The organism is Solwaraspora sp. WMMA2065, from assembly GCF_030345075.1.
Lineage (GTDB): Bacteria > Actinomycetota > Actinomycetes > Mycobacteriales > Micromonosporaceae > Micromonospora_E.
In genome coordinates this window covers 252,802-269,923 of sequence record NZ_CP128361.1, presented here as the reverse complement: position 1 = coordinate 269,923, position 17,122 = coordinate 252,802, and the positions used below count along the sequence as shown (strand labels likewise).

General features: G+C 69.3%; 15 protein-coding genes. 7 read left to right on the top strand and 8 right to left on the bottom strand.

The features are described 5' to 3' along the window. The first annotated feature begins 15 nt into the window (after nucleotides 1-15). Genes O7610_RS01190 through O7610_RS01180 form a run of 3 tightly spaced genes read left to right on the top strand, consistent with a single transcriptional unit; the run spans nucleotide 16 to nucleotide 2,824 of the window. Nucleotides 16-819 (top strand): ABC transporter ATP-binding protein, encoded by an 804-nt coding sequence (locus O7610_RS01190; RefSeq protein WP_475051694.1) that lies wholly within the window; start codon nucleotides 16-18, stop codon nucleotides 817-819. Continuing rightward, nucleotides 816-2,213, top strand: coding sequence for an ABC transporter permease (locus O7610_RS01185; protein ID WP_281553915.1), 1,398 nt, complete (start codon nucleotides 816-818; stop codon nucleotides 2,211-2,213). The genes O7610_RS01190 and O7610_RS01185 overlap by 4 nt, the downstream gene beginning before the upstream one ends. Further along, entirely contained in the window at nucleotides 2,210-2,824 is a 615-nt protein-coding gene (locus O7610_RS01180; protein WP_281553914.1) for a hypothetical protein, read from the top strand. Before O7610_RS01185 ends, O7610_RS01180 begins: the two co-directional genes overlap by 4 nt. 35 nt (nucleotides 2,825-2,859) lie before the next feature. On the opposite strand, the gene O7610_RS01175 is transcribed toward O7610_RS01180, so the two are convergent. Together O7610_RS01175 and O7610_RS01170 are read right to left on the bottom strand one after the other, a co-directional pair. Beyond that, entirely contained in the window at nucleotides 2,860-3,276 is a 417-nt protein-coding gene (locus tag O7610_RS01175; protein WP_289212473.1) for a hypothetical protein, read from the bottom strand. Nucleotides 3,277-3,395: 119 nt separating this feature from the next. After that, nucleotides 3,396-3,809, bottom strand: a complete 414-nt coding sequence (locus O7610_RS01170) for a hypothetical protein (RefSeq protein WP_281553912.1) — start codon at nucleotides 3,807-3,809, stop codon at nucleotides 3,396-3,398. Nucleotides 3,810-4,199: 390 nt separating this feature from the next. Here O7610_RS01170 and O7610_RS01165 point away from each other — a divergent pair, with 390 nt between their 5' ends. From O7610_RS01165 to O7610_RS01155, 3 genes are all read left to right on the top strand, one after another. Beyond that, on the top strand, nucleotides 4,200-4,541 hold the full coding sequence (locus O7610_RS01165) for a DUF4212 domain-containing protein (protein WP_289212472.1): 342 nt from the start codon (nucleotides 4,200-4,202) through the stop codon (nucleotides 4,539-4,541). Beyond that, nucleotides 4,538-6,223 carry a sodium:solute symporter family protein gene (locus tag O7610_RS01160; RefSeq protein ID WP_281553910.1) on the top strand — a complete coding sequence of 562 codons (1,686 nt, stop codon included), beginning with the start codon at nucleotides 4,538-4,540 and terminating at the stop codon, nucleotides 6,221-6,223. The genes O7610_RS01165 and O7610_RS01160 overlap by 4 nt, the downstream gene beginning before the upstream one ends. A gap of 195 nt (nucleotides 6,224-6,418) precedes the next feature. Beyond that, complete coding sequence (locus O7610_RS01155) at nucleotides 6,419-8,863, top strand: low temperature requirement protein A (RefSeq protein WP_281553909.1); 2,445 nt, start codon at nucleotides 6,419-6,421, stop codon at nucleotides 8,861-8,863. Nucleotides 8,864-8,912: 49 nt separating this feature from the next. Here O7610_RS01155 and O7610_RS01150 read toward each other — a convergent pair whose 3' ends face one another. Then, nucleotides 8,913-9,449, bottom strand: a complete 537-nt coding sequence (locus O7610_RS01150) for a DinB family protein (protein WP_281553908.1) — start codon at nucleotides 9,447-9,449, stop codon at nucleotides 8,913-8,915. Between the two features lie 87 nt (nucleotides 9,450-9,536). On the opposite strand from O7610_RS01150, the gene O7610_RS01145 reads away from it, so the two are divergent. After that, a complete protein-coding gene (locus O7610_RS01145; RefSeq protein WP_281553907.1) occupies nucleotides 9,537-10,049 on the top strand; it encodes a MerR family transcriptional regulator in 513 nt (170 codons plus the stop codon). A 154-nt stretch (nucleotides 10,050-10,203) separates the two neighbouring features. Here the strand turns inward: O7610_RS01145 and O7610_RS01140 are convergent, their stop codons facing one another. The 5 genes from O7610_RS01140 to O7610_RS01120 form a co-directional block, all read right to left on the bottom strand. Further along, on the bottom strand, nucleotides 10,204-12,345 hold the full coding sequence (locus tag O7610_RS01140) for a cellulase family glycosylhydrolase (RefSeq protein ID WP_281553906.1): 2,142 nt from the start codon (nucleotides 12,343-12,345) through the stop codon (nucleotides 10,204-10,206). Between the two features lie 285 nt (nucleotides 12,346-12,630). Continuing rightward, entirely contained in the window at nucleotides 12,631-13,803 is a 1,173-nt protein-coding gene (gene ispG / locus O7610_RS01135; protein ID WP_281553905.1) for a flavodoxin-dependent (E)-4-hydroxy-3-methylbut-2-enyl-diphosphate synthase, read from the bottom strand. An 8-nt stretch (nucleotides 13,804-13,811) separates the two neighbouring features. Further along, nucleotides 13,812-15,059, bottom strand: a complete 1,248-nt coding sequence (locus O7610_RS01130; RefSeq protein ID WP_281553904.1) for a M50 family metallopeptidase — start codon at nucleotides 15,057-15,059, stop codon at nucleotides 13,812-13,814. After that, nucleotides 15,059-16,249, bottom strand: coding sequence for a 1-deoxy-D-xylulose-5-phosphate reductoisomerase (gene dxr / locus O7610_RS01125; RefSeq protein WP_281555498.1), 1,191 nt, complete (start codon nucleotides 16,247-16,249; stop codon nucleotides 15,059-15,061). The genes O7610_RS01130 and dxr overlap by 1 nt, the downstream gene beginning before the upstream one ends. A 94-nt stretch (nucleotides 16,250-16,343) precedes the next feature. Further along, nucleotides 16,344-16,967: a Uma2 family endonuclease gene (locus tag O7610_RS01120; protein ID WP_281553903.1), complete on the bottom strand. Its 624-nt coding sequence runs from the start codon at nucleotides 16,965-16,967 to the stop codon at nucleotides 16,344-16,346. Between the last annotated feature and the right edge of the window lie 155 nt (nucleotides 16,968-17,122).

Here is a 17,122-nt window from a genome sequence, read left to right as displayed (position 1 = left end):
CTTAAGGAGAGATTGATGATGCGTGCGGTCAGCGCGGCAGAGACCGCACCCTCCACGTACGCGTGGGCGGTGCACGCCGAGCGCCTGGTCGTCCGGACCGGCCGGCACCTTGCCGTCAACGGGCTGGACCTGGCGCTGGGCACCGGCGTACACGGCCTGCTCGGCCCGAACGGCGCCGGAAAGACGACCCTGATGCGGGCCCTCGCGACGGTGCTGAAGCCGACCGGCGGCCGGCTGGCCCTGCTCGGCGAGGACGTGACCGGCCGGGCCGATCTGCGCCAGGTCCGCCAGCGCCTGGGTTACCTGCCACAGCATTTCGGCTTCTATCCGCGCTTCACGGTGCGGGAGTTCGTCGAGTACATGGCCTGGCTCAAGGAGATGCCGAAGGCCACCGTTACCGGCGCCGTGCAGCGCGCCGTCGACCGGGTCGGTCTGACCAGCCGGGCCGACTCCAAGTTGAAGACGCTCTCCGGTGGGATGCTGCGCCGGGCCGGAATCGCCCAGGCGATCGTCAACGATCCGGAGGTGCTGCTGCTCGACGAGCCGACCGTCGGCCTCGACCCGGAGCAGCGGCTGGACTTCCGGGAGCTGCTGCGCGAGGTCGGCTCGGACAGCTGCGTGCTGGTCTCCACCCACCTGGTCGAGGACGTCGCCGCGGCCTGCACCGATGTAGTGCTGGTCAACGAGGGTCAGCTGGTCTGGCAGGGAACCCCGGCGCAGCTGGCCGAGCAGGGCAGCGCCGGGGACGCCGGGGACAGCGCCACCGAACGTGGCTACTCGGCGCTGCTGCGCGCGTACCGGGGGAAGGTTCCGGCATGACCGGGCGGATCATGCGGACCGAGGTACGCCGGTCGGCGGTACCCGCCCTTGCCGGACTGCTCGTGTTGGTCGGCGCGGGCGTCACCCTCACGTCTGTCCAGTCCTTCGCCGGCCGGTGGACCCAGCTGGCGATGTACGGACGGGGTTCGCTGCTGCTGTTGTTCCCGCTGGCCCTGGCCGGCGGCGCGTGGCTGGGCCGGCGTGACCGGCAGCACCGTGTCGGCGAGTTGTTCGCCACCACCGTACGGCCGCGCTGGCAACGGACCCTACCGCTCACCGTCGGGTACGCGGCCGCCATGATCGCGGTGTACCTGCTGGTCCTCGCCGTCGGGGCGTTCTGGGTGGCACCGACGGCCAGCTACTTCTCCGGTACCGTCCTCGGCATCACCGCGGTCGGCGCGCTGGCGATGGTCGCCGCCAGCTGGTTGGGCCTGGCCGCCGGCCGGGCCGTGCCCCGGATCGTCACCGCGCCGGTCCTCGCGGTCGTCGGGTTCGCCGTGATCGGTCTGATCCCGGACTTCGTCACGATGTCCGGCTTCGACGAGAACTTCGTCAAGACCCGGCCGGACCCGTCGGCGCTGCTGCTCGTCCCGGCGACGCCCAACGGAGTCGACGACTTCCAGACCATCCCGACCTCGGTCAGTCTGCTGCAGGCAATGTGGTTGACGGCGCTCGCCGGCACCGCGCTGCTGCTGATCGGCGCGGTACGCCGTGGTGTGCTCGCCCTGGCGGTGCTGCCCACCGTCCTCGGTGCCGCCGTGGCGATACCGCTGCTGCCCACCAACGGATACACCGGGGCTGCTGTCGTCGACCCCGTCGCCGTCGAGCTGGTCTGCGACGACGACCGCCCGCAGGTGTGTGTCCGCAGGGTGCACGCGGCGGTGCTGCCCGACGTCGTCGGACCGGTCCGGGAGGCGCTCGCTGCGCTGGGGGCCAAGCTGCCGGATCCGCCGACGCGTGCGGTGGAGAGCGACCAGCTGGCCGCCTGGGCCGCACCCGAGCAGACGGCGGTCCGCAACGACTCGGACGTACTGGTCTTCGATACCCCGGACATCAGCCGGACGGGCCGGGCCGATCTGTCCAGCGGGTACTTTCAGGCGGAGTTGCTGCGGTCCGCGTGGTCACAGGAGTGCGAGGGCGACGAGCCTCACCTGGTGTTCAAGGTGGCCCCGTACCTGGCGCAGGAGGTCGCGGTGGCCTGGTTGGTCGGCGGGCCGCCGCAACCGCAGAGCTGGTGGCGTCCGGAGGACCGGCAGTTGGCCGACGCTTCGTACCAGGCGTTGACCGGTCTGCCGGCCGAGCAGCAGCGACAGGTTGTCGGGCAGGCCCGCGACGCGGCTCTCGACTGCGACTTCGACCGGATCGAGGAGCTGTTGCTGGCAGGTGACCAATGAGGTGGCTGGGCCTGCACCTTCGCGCCCGTCGAGTGCCGATGGCCGCCGCCGTCGTAGTCGGTGTCATCGCGCTGATCTGGATCAGCTGGCCGGTCTTCTCCGACGGGCAGACCATCAACACCCGGATGATCAGTGTCACCGTGATGCTCGCGGTCGTCGCGATCGGCACCACGCTCAGCGGTGCCGACGACGCCCTCGACCACACCGCGGCGGTCAGCTGGCCGACCCGCCGGGCCGCGCATCTGCTGCTCTCTGCCGCCGCGGTGATCGGGCTGCTGCTGGTCACCACGCTCACCGACGCCCGGTTCGAGCCGCTCGGTGTCGTCGCCCGCAACACTGCCGGGCTGCTCGGGCTCACCGCACTCGGTGCCGTGCTGCTCGGTGCCGCGCTGTCCTGGATCGCTCCGCTGGTCTGGACCATCGTCGCGATCATGCCGTGGATGGGGCCCAGTGGACAGTTGCGAATGCAGCTCGGTGCGTGGCTGATTCAGCCGGCCGGGACCTCCGCCGCCACGGTCTGCGCCATACTGCTGGCGGTGGCCGGGCTGGTGGCGTACACGGTGCGTGGCTGCCCGCTGCGGCCCGCAGCGGAGACGCTGCCGCACGACTGAGCGGCGACTGACCGGCGGCGGTTTCCCGCCGCCGGTCAGCGGTGGCCGGACAGCAACTGCGAGTTGTACCTCTCGGTCGCCCGCAGCGCCAGGACCGGGCCGGCCACCAGATAGGCCACCCAGGTCATCGGCAGGGTTATCCAGCCGATGACGATGAACGTGAGCAGAACGTTGATCCAGAAGAACACCCAGAACGAGACCATCAGCACGATGCCGGTGGCCATTTTGCCGGCGTAGATGTTGCCGATGCCGAAGATCCCGAACAGGCCGGGCACCAGTTCCAGAGCCACCGCCGCGCCGGCCGACTTCGGCACCGCCGGGCCGGGGCCGGGCACGGGGGCATAGCCGCCCGGCTGGTACGGCTGCCCCTGGTACGGCTGCCCCTGATATGGCTGCGCCGGGGTGGGCATCGGCTGCTGCGGCCCCGACTGGTACGGGTTGGGGTAGGTCACCGGCTCAGTCTCCCAGCTCCGATGGAGATCAACACCGTACGTTCGGTCGTCCGCCGCCGGTCCTCCGCCGGTCCTCCGTCGCTGCTCAGCGGCCGGCCGGTGGCCGGTCCACCGGGCCGTCAGCGGATCGAGACCAGCCGGATCGCGGTACGCAGCAGCACGACGGCGGCGCCGGCGACCATGACCATCCCGATGCCGGGCATCAGCTGCCCCCAGCTGCCGGTGGTCGAACTGAGGTAGATCAGCCGGGCAGCCTGCCAGCCGATGATGACGGCGACCGCCAGCCCGGGTAGCAGGGCGTGTGCGATGGCCACCTTGCGGTACGGCAGCAGCGCGCCGGCGACGGCGATGAATCCGGCGGACAGCGTCCAGAGGCCGGGTCCGACGGTACCGGAGAGCGACCCGAACGGGGTGATCACCCAGGGGAGCAGCGAGCCGACCAGCGCGAGCAGACCGCCGATGATCATGCCGAGGCTGCCGGCGTGCAGGATGCGCCGACGGGCGGGGGCGGCGGTGGATGCGGTGTCAGCCATGACCGGATGCTAGGCCGGGATCCCTGGTGTGCCCCAGCCGGCAATCGGTGAGTGGTCGGGCGGGGCCGCTGGGCGGCCAGATAGTCACCACAAAACGCGCGAACCGGGCGACGCTCCCCCGCTCATCCACGACCGCCGACCGCTCGCAGGCCCAGGTAGACCGTTCACCGCCCCAACCCGGCGTAAGGCAGATCAACTATTGCCTGTCCGGGCCGGGTCACGTTCTCTTCCCAGATTAAGGGTGTGACCGACCGCACAAGCCGTCGGGCGGTCCCGACCGACCAGCGGAGGTGCGGATCGGACAGCGGCACAGTCGCGGCACGGTGGCCTGCCGGTCGCTGCGCCACGGCCCGTCACCTGCCGTTCCCATAACGACTAGGAGGCCCCACAGTGACTGACGTAACCCCCGACAACAACGCCGGTGGCGGGGAACCGCCACCGGCGACGTCACCACCGGACAACGGCTGGCGCCAGGAGTACTGGCGCAAGAACCTGCGCCTCATGGTGATCCTGCTCGCCATCTGGTTCGTCGTCTCGTTCGTCTGCGGAATCCTGTTGATCCAGCCGTTGAACAATATCGAGATTCTTGGATTCCCGCTGGGGTTCTGGTTCGCCCAGCAAGGATCAATCTACACCTTTGTCATTCTGATTCTGGTATACGCGAAAATGATGGACCGGATGGACGACCAGTTCGGTGTCGGTGAGCGACCGGCGGAAGGGGGAGAGAAGTGACCCAGATCCAGGGCTGGACGCTCGGCTTCATCATCCTCACCTTCGCCCTCTACCTCGGCATCGCCTGGCGCAGCCGGGTCAAGGAAACGACCGGCTTCTACGTGGCCGGTCAGGGAATCCCGACCGTCGCCAACGGTGCGGCCGTCGCCGCCGACTGGATGTCGGCCGCGTCGTTCATCTCGATGGCCGGTCTGATCGCGTTCCTCGGTTCGGACGGTTCCATCTATTTGATGGGCTGGACCGGCGGCTACGTTCTGCTTGCTCTGCTCATCGCCCCCTACCTGCGTAAGTGGGGCAAGTTCACGGTCCCGGAGTTCGTCGGCGACCGCTACTCGGAGACCGTACGGACGATCGCCGCCGTGGCCGCGATCATCATCTCCTTCACGTACGTCGTCGGACAGATGCGCGGCGGCGGCATCGTGTTCAGCCGGTTCCTCGGGCTGGACATCACCGGCGGCGTCATCGTCGCGGCGCTGATCATCTTCGCGTACGCGGTGCTCGGTGGCATGAAGGGCATCACCTGGACCCAGGTGTCGCAGTACACGGTGCTCATCATCGCCTACCTGATCCCGGCGATCGCGGTGGCACAGCAGATGACCGGGCTGCCGATCCCGCAGGTCACCTTCGGGCAGATCCTCGGCGAACTCAACGCGCTCAGCACCCAGATGGGGCTGAGCCAGTTCACCGAGGCGTTCTCCGCCCGACCGCAGATCGACGTGTTCCTGGTGACAATGTCACTGATGATCGGTACCGCTGGCCTGCCGCACGTGATCATCCGGTTCTACACGACGAAGACGGTCCGAGGCGCCCGCTACTCGGCGTTCTGGGCACTGTTCTTCATCGCGTTGCTCTACACCACCGCTCCGGCGGTGGGCGCGTTCACCAAGCTGAACCTGCTGCAGGACGTCAACGGCGTGGCGGCGGACTCATTGCCCAGGTGGATCGAGAACTGGGCGGCGACCGGCCTGGTCACGGTCAACGAGAACGCGCAGACGATCCAGACGGTCAGCAACAGTCCGACGTCCGGGGCCGACCTGATCGTCAACAACGACATCCTGGTGCTGGCCAGTCCGGAGATCGCCGGCCTGCCGGCACCGATCGTCGGCCTGGTGGCCGCCGGCGGCATGGCGGCCGCGATGTCGACCGCCGCCGGCCTGCTGCTGGTCATCTCCTCGTCGTTCTCGCACGACCTGTACTTCCGCCGGGTGAAGCGGGACTCGACGGACAAGCAGCGGCTGCTCGCCGGACGGATCGCCATGGGCCTGGCGGTACTGATCTCGGTCTACGCCGGCATCAACCCGCCGGCGTTCGTGGCCCAGGTGGTGGCGTTCGCTTTCGGTCTCGCCGCAGCGAGCTTCTTCCCGATCATCGTGCTCGGCATCTTCTGGAAACGATGTAACGCCACCGGTGCCGCGGCCGGCATGGTGTCCGGAATGGCGTTCACCGCCGCGTACATGATCTACACGTTGGAGGTGTTCGGCACTTCAGCGAACCCGCACATCTTCGACATCAGCCCGGAGGCCATCGGCACCATCGGTGCGGTCGTCAACTTCATCGTCACGATCGTCGTGTCGAAGATGACGGCGCCGCCACCGGAGGAGATCTCCGAGATGGTGGAGAGCATCCGTTACCCGGCGGCCCGCCGCACCGTGCCGGCCGGCTCCACCGGCGACTCGGCCTGACCCGGACCGTTTCTCCAATCCCGGACAGTCCCGGAGGGCGGGCCCCGACAACGACGTCGGGGCCCGCCCTCCGGCCGTTCCAGGTCTCACCGACCCGACCGCGGTATCTCGGCTGACCCGCCCGGACGAGCGTCCGGGCAGTCGAGAGTTCAGCGATCCGCTCCGGTGCGGGGCGATGGTTGCCACAGTTGGGGCGTGCACGACGACAGCCCGCACCCGCATCCGACCGCTGGCGGTCTCCGCCTGGTGCGCCGGAATCCGCTGGTCACCGGCGACGTCAGCTGGATGGAACTGTTCGTCGACCTGTTCTTCGTGTTCGCTTTCCTGAAGGTCACCACCTTGATGGCGGCCGATCTGACCGCGGTCGGCATGCTCCGCGGGGTCCTGGTGATCCTGCTGCTGTGGCACTGCTGGACCCCGGTCGTCTGGCTCGGCAACGTCGTCCACCTGGACCGGGGCGGCATGCCGCTGATGATGGCCGGCATCGCCACCGTCCTGCTGGTCATCGGCGTGACCGTACCCGAGACGTTCGTCGACCTGCCCGGCAAATTGCCGGGACCGGTCGTGGTGGTGGTCGGCTACCTGGCGATCCGGGTCAGCGTCCTCACAGTCCTCACCCGGTCCCGCTGGTCGGAAGGTCCGGCCGGCCGCCGGCCCGCTGCGATCGCCTGGCTGACGCTCGCCGCGTCGGCGTCGGTGCTGCTGGCCGCCGCGCTGCTGCCGCCGCACCTGCCGGCCCGGTTCGACGCCGATCTGGTACGGCTGGTGCTGTTCGCCCTGGCCCTGTCCATCGACTTCGTGGTGCTGACCGCGGTCGGTCGCGGCAGCTGGCAGATCGTCTCGCCGTGGCATCTGGCGGAACGGCACGCGCTGATCGTCCTGATCGCGCTCGGCGAGACGATCATCTCGATGGGCACCGGCGGTGGTATTGGTGCCGACCTCCCGGTCACCTGGCCGCTGATCGCCGCCGCGACGCTCGGCCTGGTCATCGTCTCCGCCCTGTGGTGGACCTACTTCGATCTAGCCAAGATCCTCGCCGAGCATGCTCTCTCCCGGAGATCCGGCGTCGACCAGACCCGGATGGCCCGGGACGTGTACAGCGGCCTGCACCTGCCGATGATCGGTGGGCTGATCTTCTTCGCCCTCGGCCTCAAACATGCGACCGCCACCATCACCGGCGGCTCCGAACACCCCTGGACCACCGCCGACGCGGCCATCCTCTACGGCGGCGTGCTGCTCTACCTGCTGGCGCTGGTCGCCTTCGAATGGCTGTCCGGACGTCTGCTGGGTCGCAGCCCGCTCCTTGGCATCGCCCTGCTAGTAGGCCTGCTCCCGGTGGCCACCCGCGTCCCACCGCTGGGCGCGTTGGCGCTGCTGGCCGTCGGCGTCGTGGCGATGCTGATCGCCGACCGGACGGTGTTCCGCCGCCGCCACGTCCAACTGCACCGGCTGGCCGAATCCGAGACGTCCCGCCTGCACGGGGTCACCCCCCGGGAACTCTTCCTCGACCTGGTCTTCGTCTTCGCGTTCATCCAGGTCACCACGCTGATGACCCGGCACGCCTCGGTCTGGGGCCTCGTCCGAGGGCTGACCCTGCTGGCGCTGCTGTGGTGGGCCTGGACCTCCTTCTCCTGGCTCACCAACGCGGTCCGCACCGATACGGTCCTGGTCCGGTTCACCACGATCGGCATCGCCGCCTCGGTTCTGACGATCGGGATCGCCACCCCGCAGGCCTTCGAACCGGCCCCGGGAAGTCTGCCCGGTTCGCTGATCATCGTCGCCAGTTATCTCGGCGCCCAGCTCATGCAGACCGTGCTGATCCTGCAGGCATCGCGTACCGAGCCGGTGCTGGGGGCGCTCGCACTGCAGAACGCCGTACCGTCGACGGCCGCGCTGCTGCTGCTCATCGGGTCCGCGGTGGTGGAGTTCGCGTCGCCCGACTGGCTGGCCGGAATCCCGGCCGTCACGCTGCTCTGGGTCGCCGCGCTCACCATCCAACTCGCCGGCAGCTACCCCACCGGGGTGAAATCCTGGCGGCCCCGATCCGCTCGGCACTGGGTGGACCGGTACGCGCTGATCATGCTCGTCGCGTTCGGCGAGACGATCATCTCGGTCGGTCTGGCCGTCGCGGATCAGCCGGTCTCCACCAGTGTCATGGTCATCGTCGTCACGGCGGCGGTCACCGTCGGCGCTCTCTGGTGGCCATACTCCACGACGATCGACTCGGCCCGCCTCACCTTGGACGCGCAGACCGGCGTCGACCGGGCCAGACTCGCCCGCGACGCGTTCACCTACCTGCACCTGCCGATGGTCGCCTGCGTCATCCTGATCGCGTACGGCCTGCACCAGGCCGCGGTGCCGCGCGACGACACCGGTATCCGGTTCGGCCACTACGCTTTCTACTGGGGGGTGGGGTTCTACCTGCTCGCCAATCAGGTGTACTGGTGGCGGACCTGGCGCGCAATCAGCTGGTACCGGATCGCCAGCGGCGGTGCGGTCATCGTGCTGGCCTTCCCGACCGCCGCACTGCCCGCTGTGATCAGCCTGCCGGCGCTCACAGTATTCGGGCTGATCTCCGCAGCCGTCGAGTTCGTGCGGATCGGTGACCTGCGGACTCAACCGCCTTCGCGGACCCGTTGACCTTCGACGGGGTGGTCAGCTCGGCCGCCGGCGGGTGGACCGGCGGGTCCTACTGGCCGGCCGCCCCGTCGATGCATTCCCGCAGCAGGTCGGCGTGACCGTTGTGCCGGGCGTACTCCTCGATCATGTGGGTCAGCACCCAGCGCAGCGAGATCGGGCCGCGCCGGCCCGAGCCCGTGACGTCCAGTCCGGCCGCGTCGGCGACGAAACGCTGGGCGTACTCAATCTCCTCCCGCCACGCCTCCCACGCCTGGGTGACCGCCGCCGGGTCGGCGACAGCAGCGTCGAAGTCGTCGTTGGGCGCGGCCTCGGAGTAGAAGCGGGGCGGCGCCTCCTCGCCGGCCATCACCCGCCGGAACCAGTACCGTTCCACGTCGGCGAGGTGCCGCACCAGCCCGAGCAGCGACAGCGCCGACGGCTGCACCGACCGCCGGGCCAGCTGCTGCGGGTCGAGTCCGCCGCATTTGAGCTCCAGGGTCCGGCGGTGCCAGTCGAGGAACCCGGTGAGGGTGGCCCGCTCGTCGCCGAGCACCGGCGGATCGGTACGGGGGTCGGCGTCCGGGTCGGTGAACATGTCGATCGTCATGTCGGTCATCATCGACGGACTGCTTCGGCACGGCCAGCGAATACCGGCTTGACCTTGGAGTGCACTCCGAGGTCTACCGTCGTCGACATGACCACGGGCACAAGAGTCGAGGTTCTCGACCTCACCGGCTGCGCCGCCGGGGCGGATGAGGCGTGCGGGACCGATGCCTCCGGAACCGGCGGATCCGGGCGGCGCGGCCTGCGGGTCGCCGCACTCGCCGTCGCCGCCGGTGTCTCGCCGGACACCGTCCGCTACTACGAACGGGCCGGGCTGCTGCACCCGCCGGAGCGGACCCCTACCGGCTACCGCGTGTACGGCACCGCGGCGGTCGACCGGCTCCGGTTCATCCGGGGCTGTCAGCGACTCGGGCTCCGGCTGCGGGAAATCGCCGATCTGCTCGCCGTCCGGGACACCGGCGTCTGCCCGTGTGAGCCGGCGGAGCAGTTGCTGCGCCGCCGGATCGCCGAGGTCGACGTGGAGCTGGCCCGGCTGACCGCGCTACGGGCGGAGATGGCGGCGATGGCTGAGAAGCTGCCGACCACGGCCTGCCCGCCACCGGAACCGGGCCGATGGTGCCCACCGGATGGGGACGGGAGGTGATCACGATGCTGGAGCTGACCACGCGCTGCGACTGCGAGCCGGACTGCTGCGGGCCGGACTGCTGCTGACCAGTCGGCCCTCAGGGCCGGGTGGGTACCGGGCCGGTGGGTGCCGCCGGGTGTGTCGGCGGCACCCACCGGGTGCCAGAGGAATGTTACGAGGTGGTGCCGGTCACCGCCGAGCCGTTACGTGCAACGGTGTAGGCGATCGTCGTACCGCTCCAGAAGTGGAAGGTGAGCGTCACCGGGGAGCCGTCGTTGACCTCAGCGAAGAAGTCCGACGTCAAGGTGATCGTGTTCGCGGCGTAGTTCGGCCGGAAGGTGACGTCGAACTCCTTGTACGACGTCCAGTTGTGCGGGCCGGCGTTGGAACCGTCCGCGTACCGCGCCTCCATGGTGGCCAGTTGGTCACCGCGGAAGGTCGTCGGGATGTTGAACGACGAGGTGGTACCACTCGCGTTGGCCAGTACCGGCGGATCCGACGAGATGATGTTGATTCGCCACGGCACGCCGGACGAGAAGCGGGCGTGCAGGGTGGCGTTCACCCCGTACGCCCGATTGCCGACCAGGCGGGTGACGGTGGACGCGGGCAGCGTCAACTGGTTGCCGCTGACCGTGTAGTCGGTCCCCCGGACAAGGTCGGTGCTACCCTGCCGCAGTCCCTGGAAGGTCAGCCCGTTGAGGTTCAACGCGAGGGTCTTGGCGGTGACGCTGCCGGTACGCGGCACGAAGATCATGTCGCTGGCGGCGGTGCCGGAGCGGGTGGTCCAGGCCGACTTGATGTGGGCGATGAGCTCCGGGTCGCTCCACTGGAAGCTGGTCCGGCCGAGGTGCTGGCCGTTGTCCCACAGCTGGGTGGCGATGCCGCGGGTCCGGGTGTGGTAACCGAAGAACTCGAAGAACTTCAGTTTCTCGCCCTGCTGGATGGTGCCGGTGTGCCGGTCGAAGCCGAGCAGACCGAACTCGCCGATGACAACCGGGATGCCCCGGGACACGAAGGTGTTCTGCACCCGGTTGAGCGAGTCGATCACGTCCTGCTGGGCGGTGGCGTCGAAGCGGTAGCCGCCGGCGACGTTGACGCTGAACGGCCAGTACCCGTAGTAGTGCACCGTGGCGATCAGGTTGGGGTCGTTCAGTGCGGTGAACGTGCTGGCGAGCTCGTCGAGCCGGGCCTGGTCGGACGAGGTGTGCAGGGTCGGCAGGATGAGCAGCCGGGTGGCGTTGTTGCCGCCGGAGTTGCGGACGATCTGATGGAACGTCCGGTTCAGCTCGTCGAGCAACTGGGCGTTCTGGGCATCGCCGGAGCTGTTGCTGAACTGCGGCTCGTTGACGCTCTCGAAGTGCAACTTTGGCGACGAGTCACGGAAGGTGTTCGCCAGCTGGGTCCACAGCGCCGAGTAGCGATCCAGGACGCCGGTGCGGTTGCTGGGCATCGTGTTGATCCACTGCCAGGAGTCGTGATGCAGATTGATCATCACGTAGAGGTCCTCGGCGAGGGCCCAGTCGACGATCTGCTTCACCCGGGCGAGCCGGGTGGGGTCGATCGTGTAGTTGGGCGCGCCGCCGTGGTGGTGCGTCCAGGTCGCCGGAATCCGGATGCTGTTGAAGCCCTGCGTCTTGATGGTGCGGATCAGATCCCGGGTGACCAACGGGTTGCCCCATGAGGTCTCACCGCTGCCGTCGACGTTGTCGCCGGTCGCGTCGAGGGTGTTGCCCAGGTTCCACCCCGGCTGCATGGCGTCGACGACGTCCTGCGGGTTGCCCGGCGGACGCGGGGTCGCGGTCGGCGTCGGGGACGGCGGCGCGGTGGTCGGCGGCACCGTCGGCGACGGTGGGTCGGTCGGCGGCGTGGTGGGACCCACGCTGCCGGTGCAGGTGACACCGTTGAGCGCGAACGACGTCGGGGCGGTGTTGCTGCCCGACCAGGAGCCGTTGAAGCCGAACGAGACGGTCGCGTTGGTGCCGAGGTTGGCGTTGTAGCTGACGTTGGTCGCGGTGACCTGGCTGCCCGAGCTGGTGATGGTGGCGTTCCAGGCCTGGGTGACCTGCTGTCCGGACGGGAAGGCCCAGGTCAGCTGCCAACCGTTGATCGGGTCGCCCAGGTTGGTGACGTTGACGTTGGCGGTGAAGCCGCCTGGCCACTGGGCGGGTGCCGAGTAGACCACCCGGCAGCCGGCGGCCGCGTGCGCGCTGGCCGCGACGGCGACGCTTCCGCCGACCAGTGCGGCGGTCACACCGCCAGCGACCAGGCCGGCGCGCCACCTTCTCCCGCGAGCCGTCGTTGTCTGTTGAGTCATGTCGCTCCTCGCCGTGGGGTGTGCCTGCGGGTCAGGCACGAAGGGACGGGCACCGGCGGTCGCAAACGAGCAGCCAGCACCAGCGAAGTGGCCGCAGACTAAGTCGGGAGCCCAAACTTTGTCAATCGGCGCACGCCGATGTTGATGCCCCCGGAGGTGCACCCCGACCAATCCGCCGCTGCCGGCAACGCCCCCTGACCGGCACAAAGAGATCCCGTTGGCGGACCGACGTCCGCCAACGGGATCAGAAACGACAGCCGGCCCCGGGCCGGCGCGCGTCACGCCTCAGTGCACCGTGACCGTCGGCCCGGGAAGAAGCTCACGCATCTCCGCCGGCAACTCGGCGCCCATCTCGTCGGCGATCCGCAGCGCCTCCTCCACCAGGGTCTCCACGATCTGCGACTCCGGCACCGTCTTGATCACTTCGCCCTTGACGAAGATCTGGCCCTTGCCGTTGCCGGACGCCACCCCGAGATCGGCCTCCCGGGCCTCGCCCGGCCCGTTCACCACGCATCCCATCACCGCCACCCGCAACGGAGCCGGAAACCCGTCCAGCGCAGCGGTCACCTGGTCGGCCAAGGTGTACACGTCCACCTGCGCCCGCCCGCAGGACGGGCAGGAAACGATCTCCAAGCCCCGCTCACGCAACCCGAGCGACTCCAGGATCGCCGTACCGACCTTGATCTCCTCCACCGGCGGCGCGGACAGGGACACCCGGATGGTGTCGCCGATCCCTTCGGCCAGCAGCGCGCCGAACGCCACCGCCGACTTGACCGTGCCCTGAAACGCCGGGCCGGCCTCGGTCACCCCGAGGTGCAGCGGATAGTCGCACTGCTCGGCCAGCAGCCGGTACGCCCGGATCATCACCACCGGGTCGTTGTGCTTGACCGAGATCTTGATGTCCCGGAAGTCGTGCTCCTCGAACAGCGAGCACTCCCACAACGCCGACTCCACCAGCGCCTCGGCGGTCGCCTTGCCATGCTTGGCCAGCAACCGCTTGTCCAGCGAACCGGCGTTGACACCGATCCGGATCGGTGTACCGGCCGCCGACGCCGCCTTGGCGATCTCCGCCACCTTGTCGTCGAACTGCCGGATGTTGCCCGGGTTGACCCGCACTGCCGCACAGCCGGCGTCGATCGCAGCGAAGACGTACTTCGGCTGGAAGTGGATGTCGGCGATCACCGGGATCTGCGACTTGCGGGCGATCGTCGGCAGCGCGTCCGCGTCGTCCTGCGACGGCACGGCGACCCGCACGATCTGGCAGCCGGACGCGGTCAGCTCGGCGATCTGCTGCAACGTCGCGTTGACGTCCGAGGTCACCGTGGTGGTCATCGACTGTACGGAGACCGGTGCACCGCCACCCACCGGCACCGGACCGACCATGATCTGCCGGCTGACCCGGCGCGGCGCCAACGGCGGCGGCGGCACTGCGGGCATGCCCAGACTGACAGCGGTCACTTCTCAACTCACCTCGAGAACAGCGTGATCGGATTGACCACGTCCGCGGTGATGGTCAGCAGCGTGAACGCGCCACCGATCAGCAGAACCGCGTACGTGAGTGGCATCAGCTTGAAGTAGTCGACCCGCCCCGGGTCGGGTCGGCCCAGCACCGCGTACAGCCAGGACCTGGCCTTCTCGAACCAGGCGATCGCGATGTGCCCGCCGTCCAGCGGCAGCAGCGGCAGCAGGTTGAACACCCCGACGAAGAAATTCAGCGAGATGAACAGCAGCACGAACAACTCCCAGGCATCGTTGGCCACCGCCTCCCCGCCGAGCCGGCTGGCACCGACCACGCTGATCGGGGTGTCGATGTCGCGCTCCGCGCCGGTGATCGAGGCCCACAGCGCCGGGATCTTCTCCGGGATCCGCATCATCGCCTCGACGGTGCCGACCGCCATCTGGCGCAGGTAGTCGCCGGTCGCGCCGAATGCCTCGATCGGCCCGTACGTCACCATGCCGGGCTTCTCGATCCGCAGCCCGACGCCGAGCGCGGCGACCGTGCTCAGCGGGCCCTCGTCGGTGCCCAGCTCGGGGCGCTGCACTGCGGCGAGCTCCGCCTCGGCGGTGCCGGTCGTCCCGTCCCGCTCGTACCGGACGGTCGCCGGCCCCGGATCGGCACCCCGGATCGCCTCCAGCATGTCACCCCAGGTGTCGACCGGGGTGCCGCTCACCGCGAGGATCCGGTCGCCGTCACGCAGGCCCGCCTGCGCGGCCGGGCTGGCCGGGTCGCCGGCCTCGCAGGCACGGGCCACGTACTCGACGACCACACAGTCGGTGACCGCGACCACCGCCGGCTCCTGACGGGCCTGCTCCTCGGTGGCGGGGAAGTCCGGGTTCGGCAGGCCCATGAAGACCGCAGCCAGCCAGAGGGCGACGATCGCCAGCCCGAAATGGGTCACCGACCCGGCGGACATCACCACCGTCCGCTTCCACACCGGAAAGCGCCACATCACCCGGGACTCGTCGGCGGGTGCCACGTCGTCGTCCTGCGGGGTCATACCGACGATCTTGCAGAAGCCACCCAGCGGGATGGCCTTGAGCCCGTACTCGGTCTCACCGCGCCGGAACGACCAGATGGTCGGGCCGAAACCGACGAAGTACCGGGTCACCTTCATCCCGAACTTTTTCGCGGTCACCATGTGACCGGCCTCGTGCAGGCTGACCGAGATGAGAATCGCGAGGGCGAAGAGAACCACCCCGAGCAGGTACGCCATCAAGCTCCCTCCGCCGATGCACCGATCAGCTCATGCGCCCGGGTTCGCGCCCAGGATTCCGCAGTGAGCACATCGTCGACCGTACCCGGTTCGCCGAAGTCCGGTGCCGCCTGCAGCACCCGCTCCACCGTGTCGACGATGCCGAGGAACGGTAGCCTGCCGGCGACGAACGCCGCCACGCACTCCTCGTTCGCGGCGTTGTAGACCGCCGGCCGGCAGCGGCCGTCCGCGCCGGCCTGCTTGGCCAGCGCCACCGCCGGGAACGCCGTCTCGTCGAGCGGGGCGAACTCCCAGCTCTGCGCCCGGGTCCAGTCGACCGGCGCGGCCGCTGCCGGCACCCGGGCCGGCCAGCCCAGGGCCAGCGCGATCGGCAGTCGCATGTCCGGTGGACTGGCCTGGGCGACCGTCGAACCGTCCACGAACTCCACCATCGAGTGGATCACCGACTGTGGGTGGACCACCACCTCGATACGCGGGTACGGGATGCGGAACAGTTCGTGCGCCTCGATGATCTCCAGGCCCTTGTTCACCAGGGTCGCCGAGTTGATCGTGATGACCGGGCCCATGTTCCAGGTCGGGTGGGCCATCGCCTGCTCCGGGGTGACCTCGGTCAACTCGGCACGGGGCCGCCCCCGGAACGGGCCGCCGCTCGCCGTCACCACCAGCTTGCGCACCTCGTCGGCGGTGCCCGAACGCAGGCACTGGGCGAGCGCCGAATGCTCGGAGTCCACCGGCACGATCTGGTCCGGGCGCTGTATCGCGGCCCGCACGATCGGACCACCGGCGATCAGCGACTCCTTGTTGGCCAGCGCCAGGGTCCGGCCGGCCCGCAACGCCGCCAGGGTGGGGGCCAGCCCCCGGGAGCCGTCCACTCCGTTGAGCACCACGTCGCACGGCCACTCGGCAAGCTCGGCCATCGCCGACGGGCCGGCCAGGATCTTCGGGATCCGGAACCCACCGGTCGGATAGCCGCGCCGGGACGCTTCAGCGTAGAAGGCGAGCTGCAGGTCCTGCGCCGCCGAGGCCCGGGCCACCGCCACCACCTCGACCTGCAACAGTAGTGCCTGTACGGCGAGCAGCTCGACGTTTCCCCCGCCGGCGCCGAGCCCGACGATGCGGAACCGGTCAGGGTTGCGGGTGACGATGTCGACCGCCTGGGTGCCGATCGAGCCGGTGGAGCCGAGCAGCACGATATCCCGTGGGGAGGAAGTCACCGACCCATTGTCCCGCAGCGCCGCAGCCGCCCGGCCGCCGGGCGCGCCGCCGAGTCACCGGGACACCGCGTCACCGTGCGTCGTCGGCCTCGTCGAGCAGATCGGCCGGATCGATGGTGAACTCGAACGGCTCCTTCATCACGAACGCGGTTCCGGCCGCGGCCGCCGCCACCGGCCGGTACTCCCCGTCGCTCAGCTCGTGCAACGCCAGTGCCGGCACCCGGTTCCGGAAATCCGCCCGGAGAAAGAAGGGCACACCGGCTGCGGCGTACTGCCGTGGCCGGTCGATCACGTCCTTGCGCCGGTTGCCCTTGGAGACGATCTCGCCGAGCAGCACGGCTTCCGAGATCGGCATCGAGACGTGTCCTCCACCAGGTGAGCGGAGCACCACGATGTCGGGGGTGTACAAGTCGTCGCCCGAGACGACGTTGACCTCGTGGTACAGCCAGAGCTTCGCCCGGCGCGCTGCCTGCTTCAACAGATACGCCAGATCCAGCTCGATCGTCTGATGGTCGTACCCGGCATGTGGTGTCACGATCACGCTCCCGCTGAGGACCTCGACCTTGGGACCATTGGTCTCCGGCAACAGGTCAAGGGCGAGCTGCGCGGTCCACGGCTCGTCGAAATCGCCGAGTACGTCGAACGACGGCTCACGCGGCGGCTCCGGATCGGGCACGAATGCCGGCTGTGCCAACGTGCTCACCCCTTTCCGCGGGACATGATGCACCGACCAGACTAGCCGCGACGCCCCGCCACGGCGGCGCACCGGGCCATGTCGGCTGGCCGACCGTAAAGCCGGACCGTACGGGCCACCCCACGCCGGGCCACCGCCGTACGGGAGTGGAGACC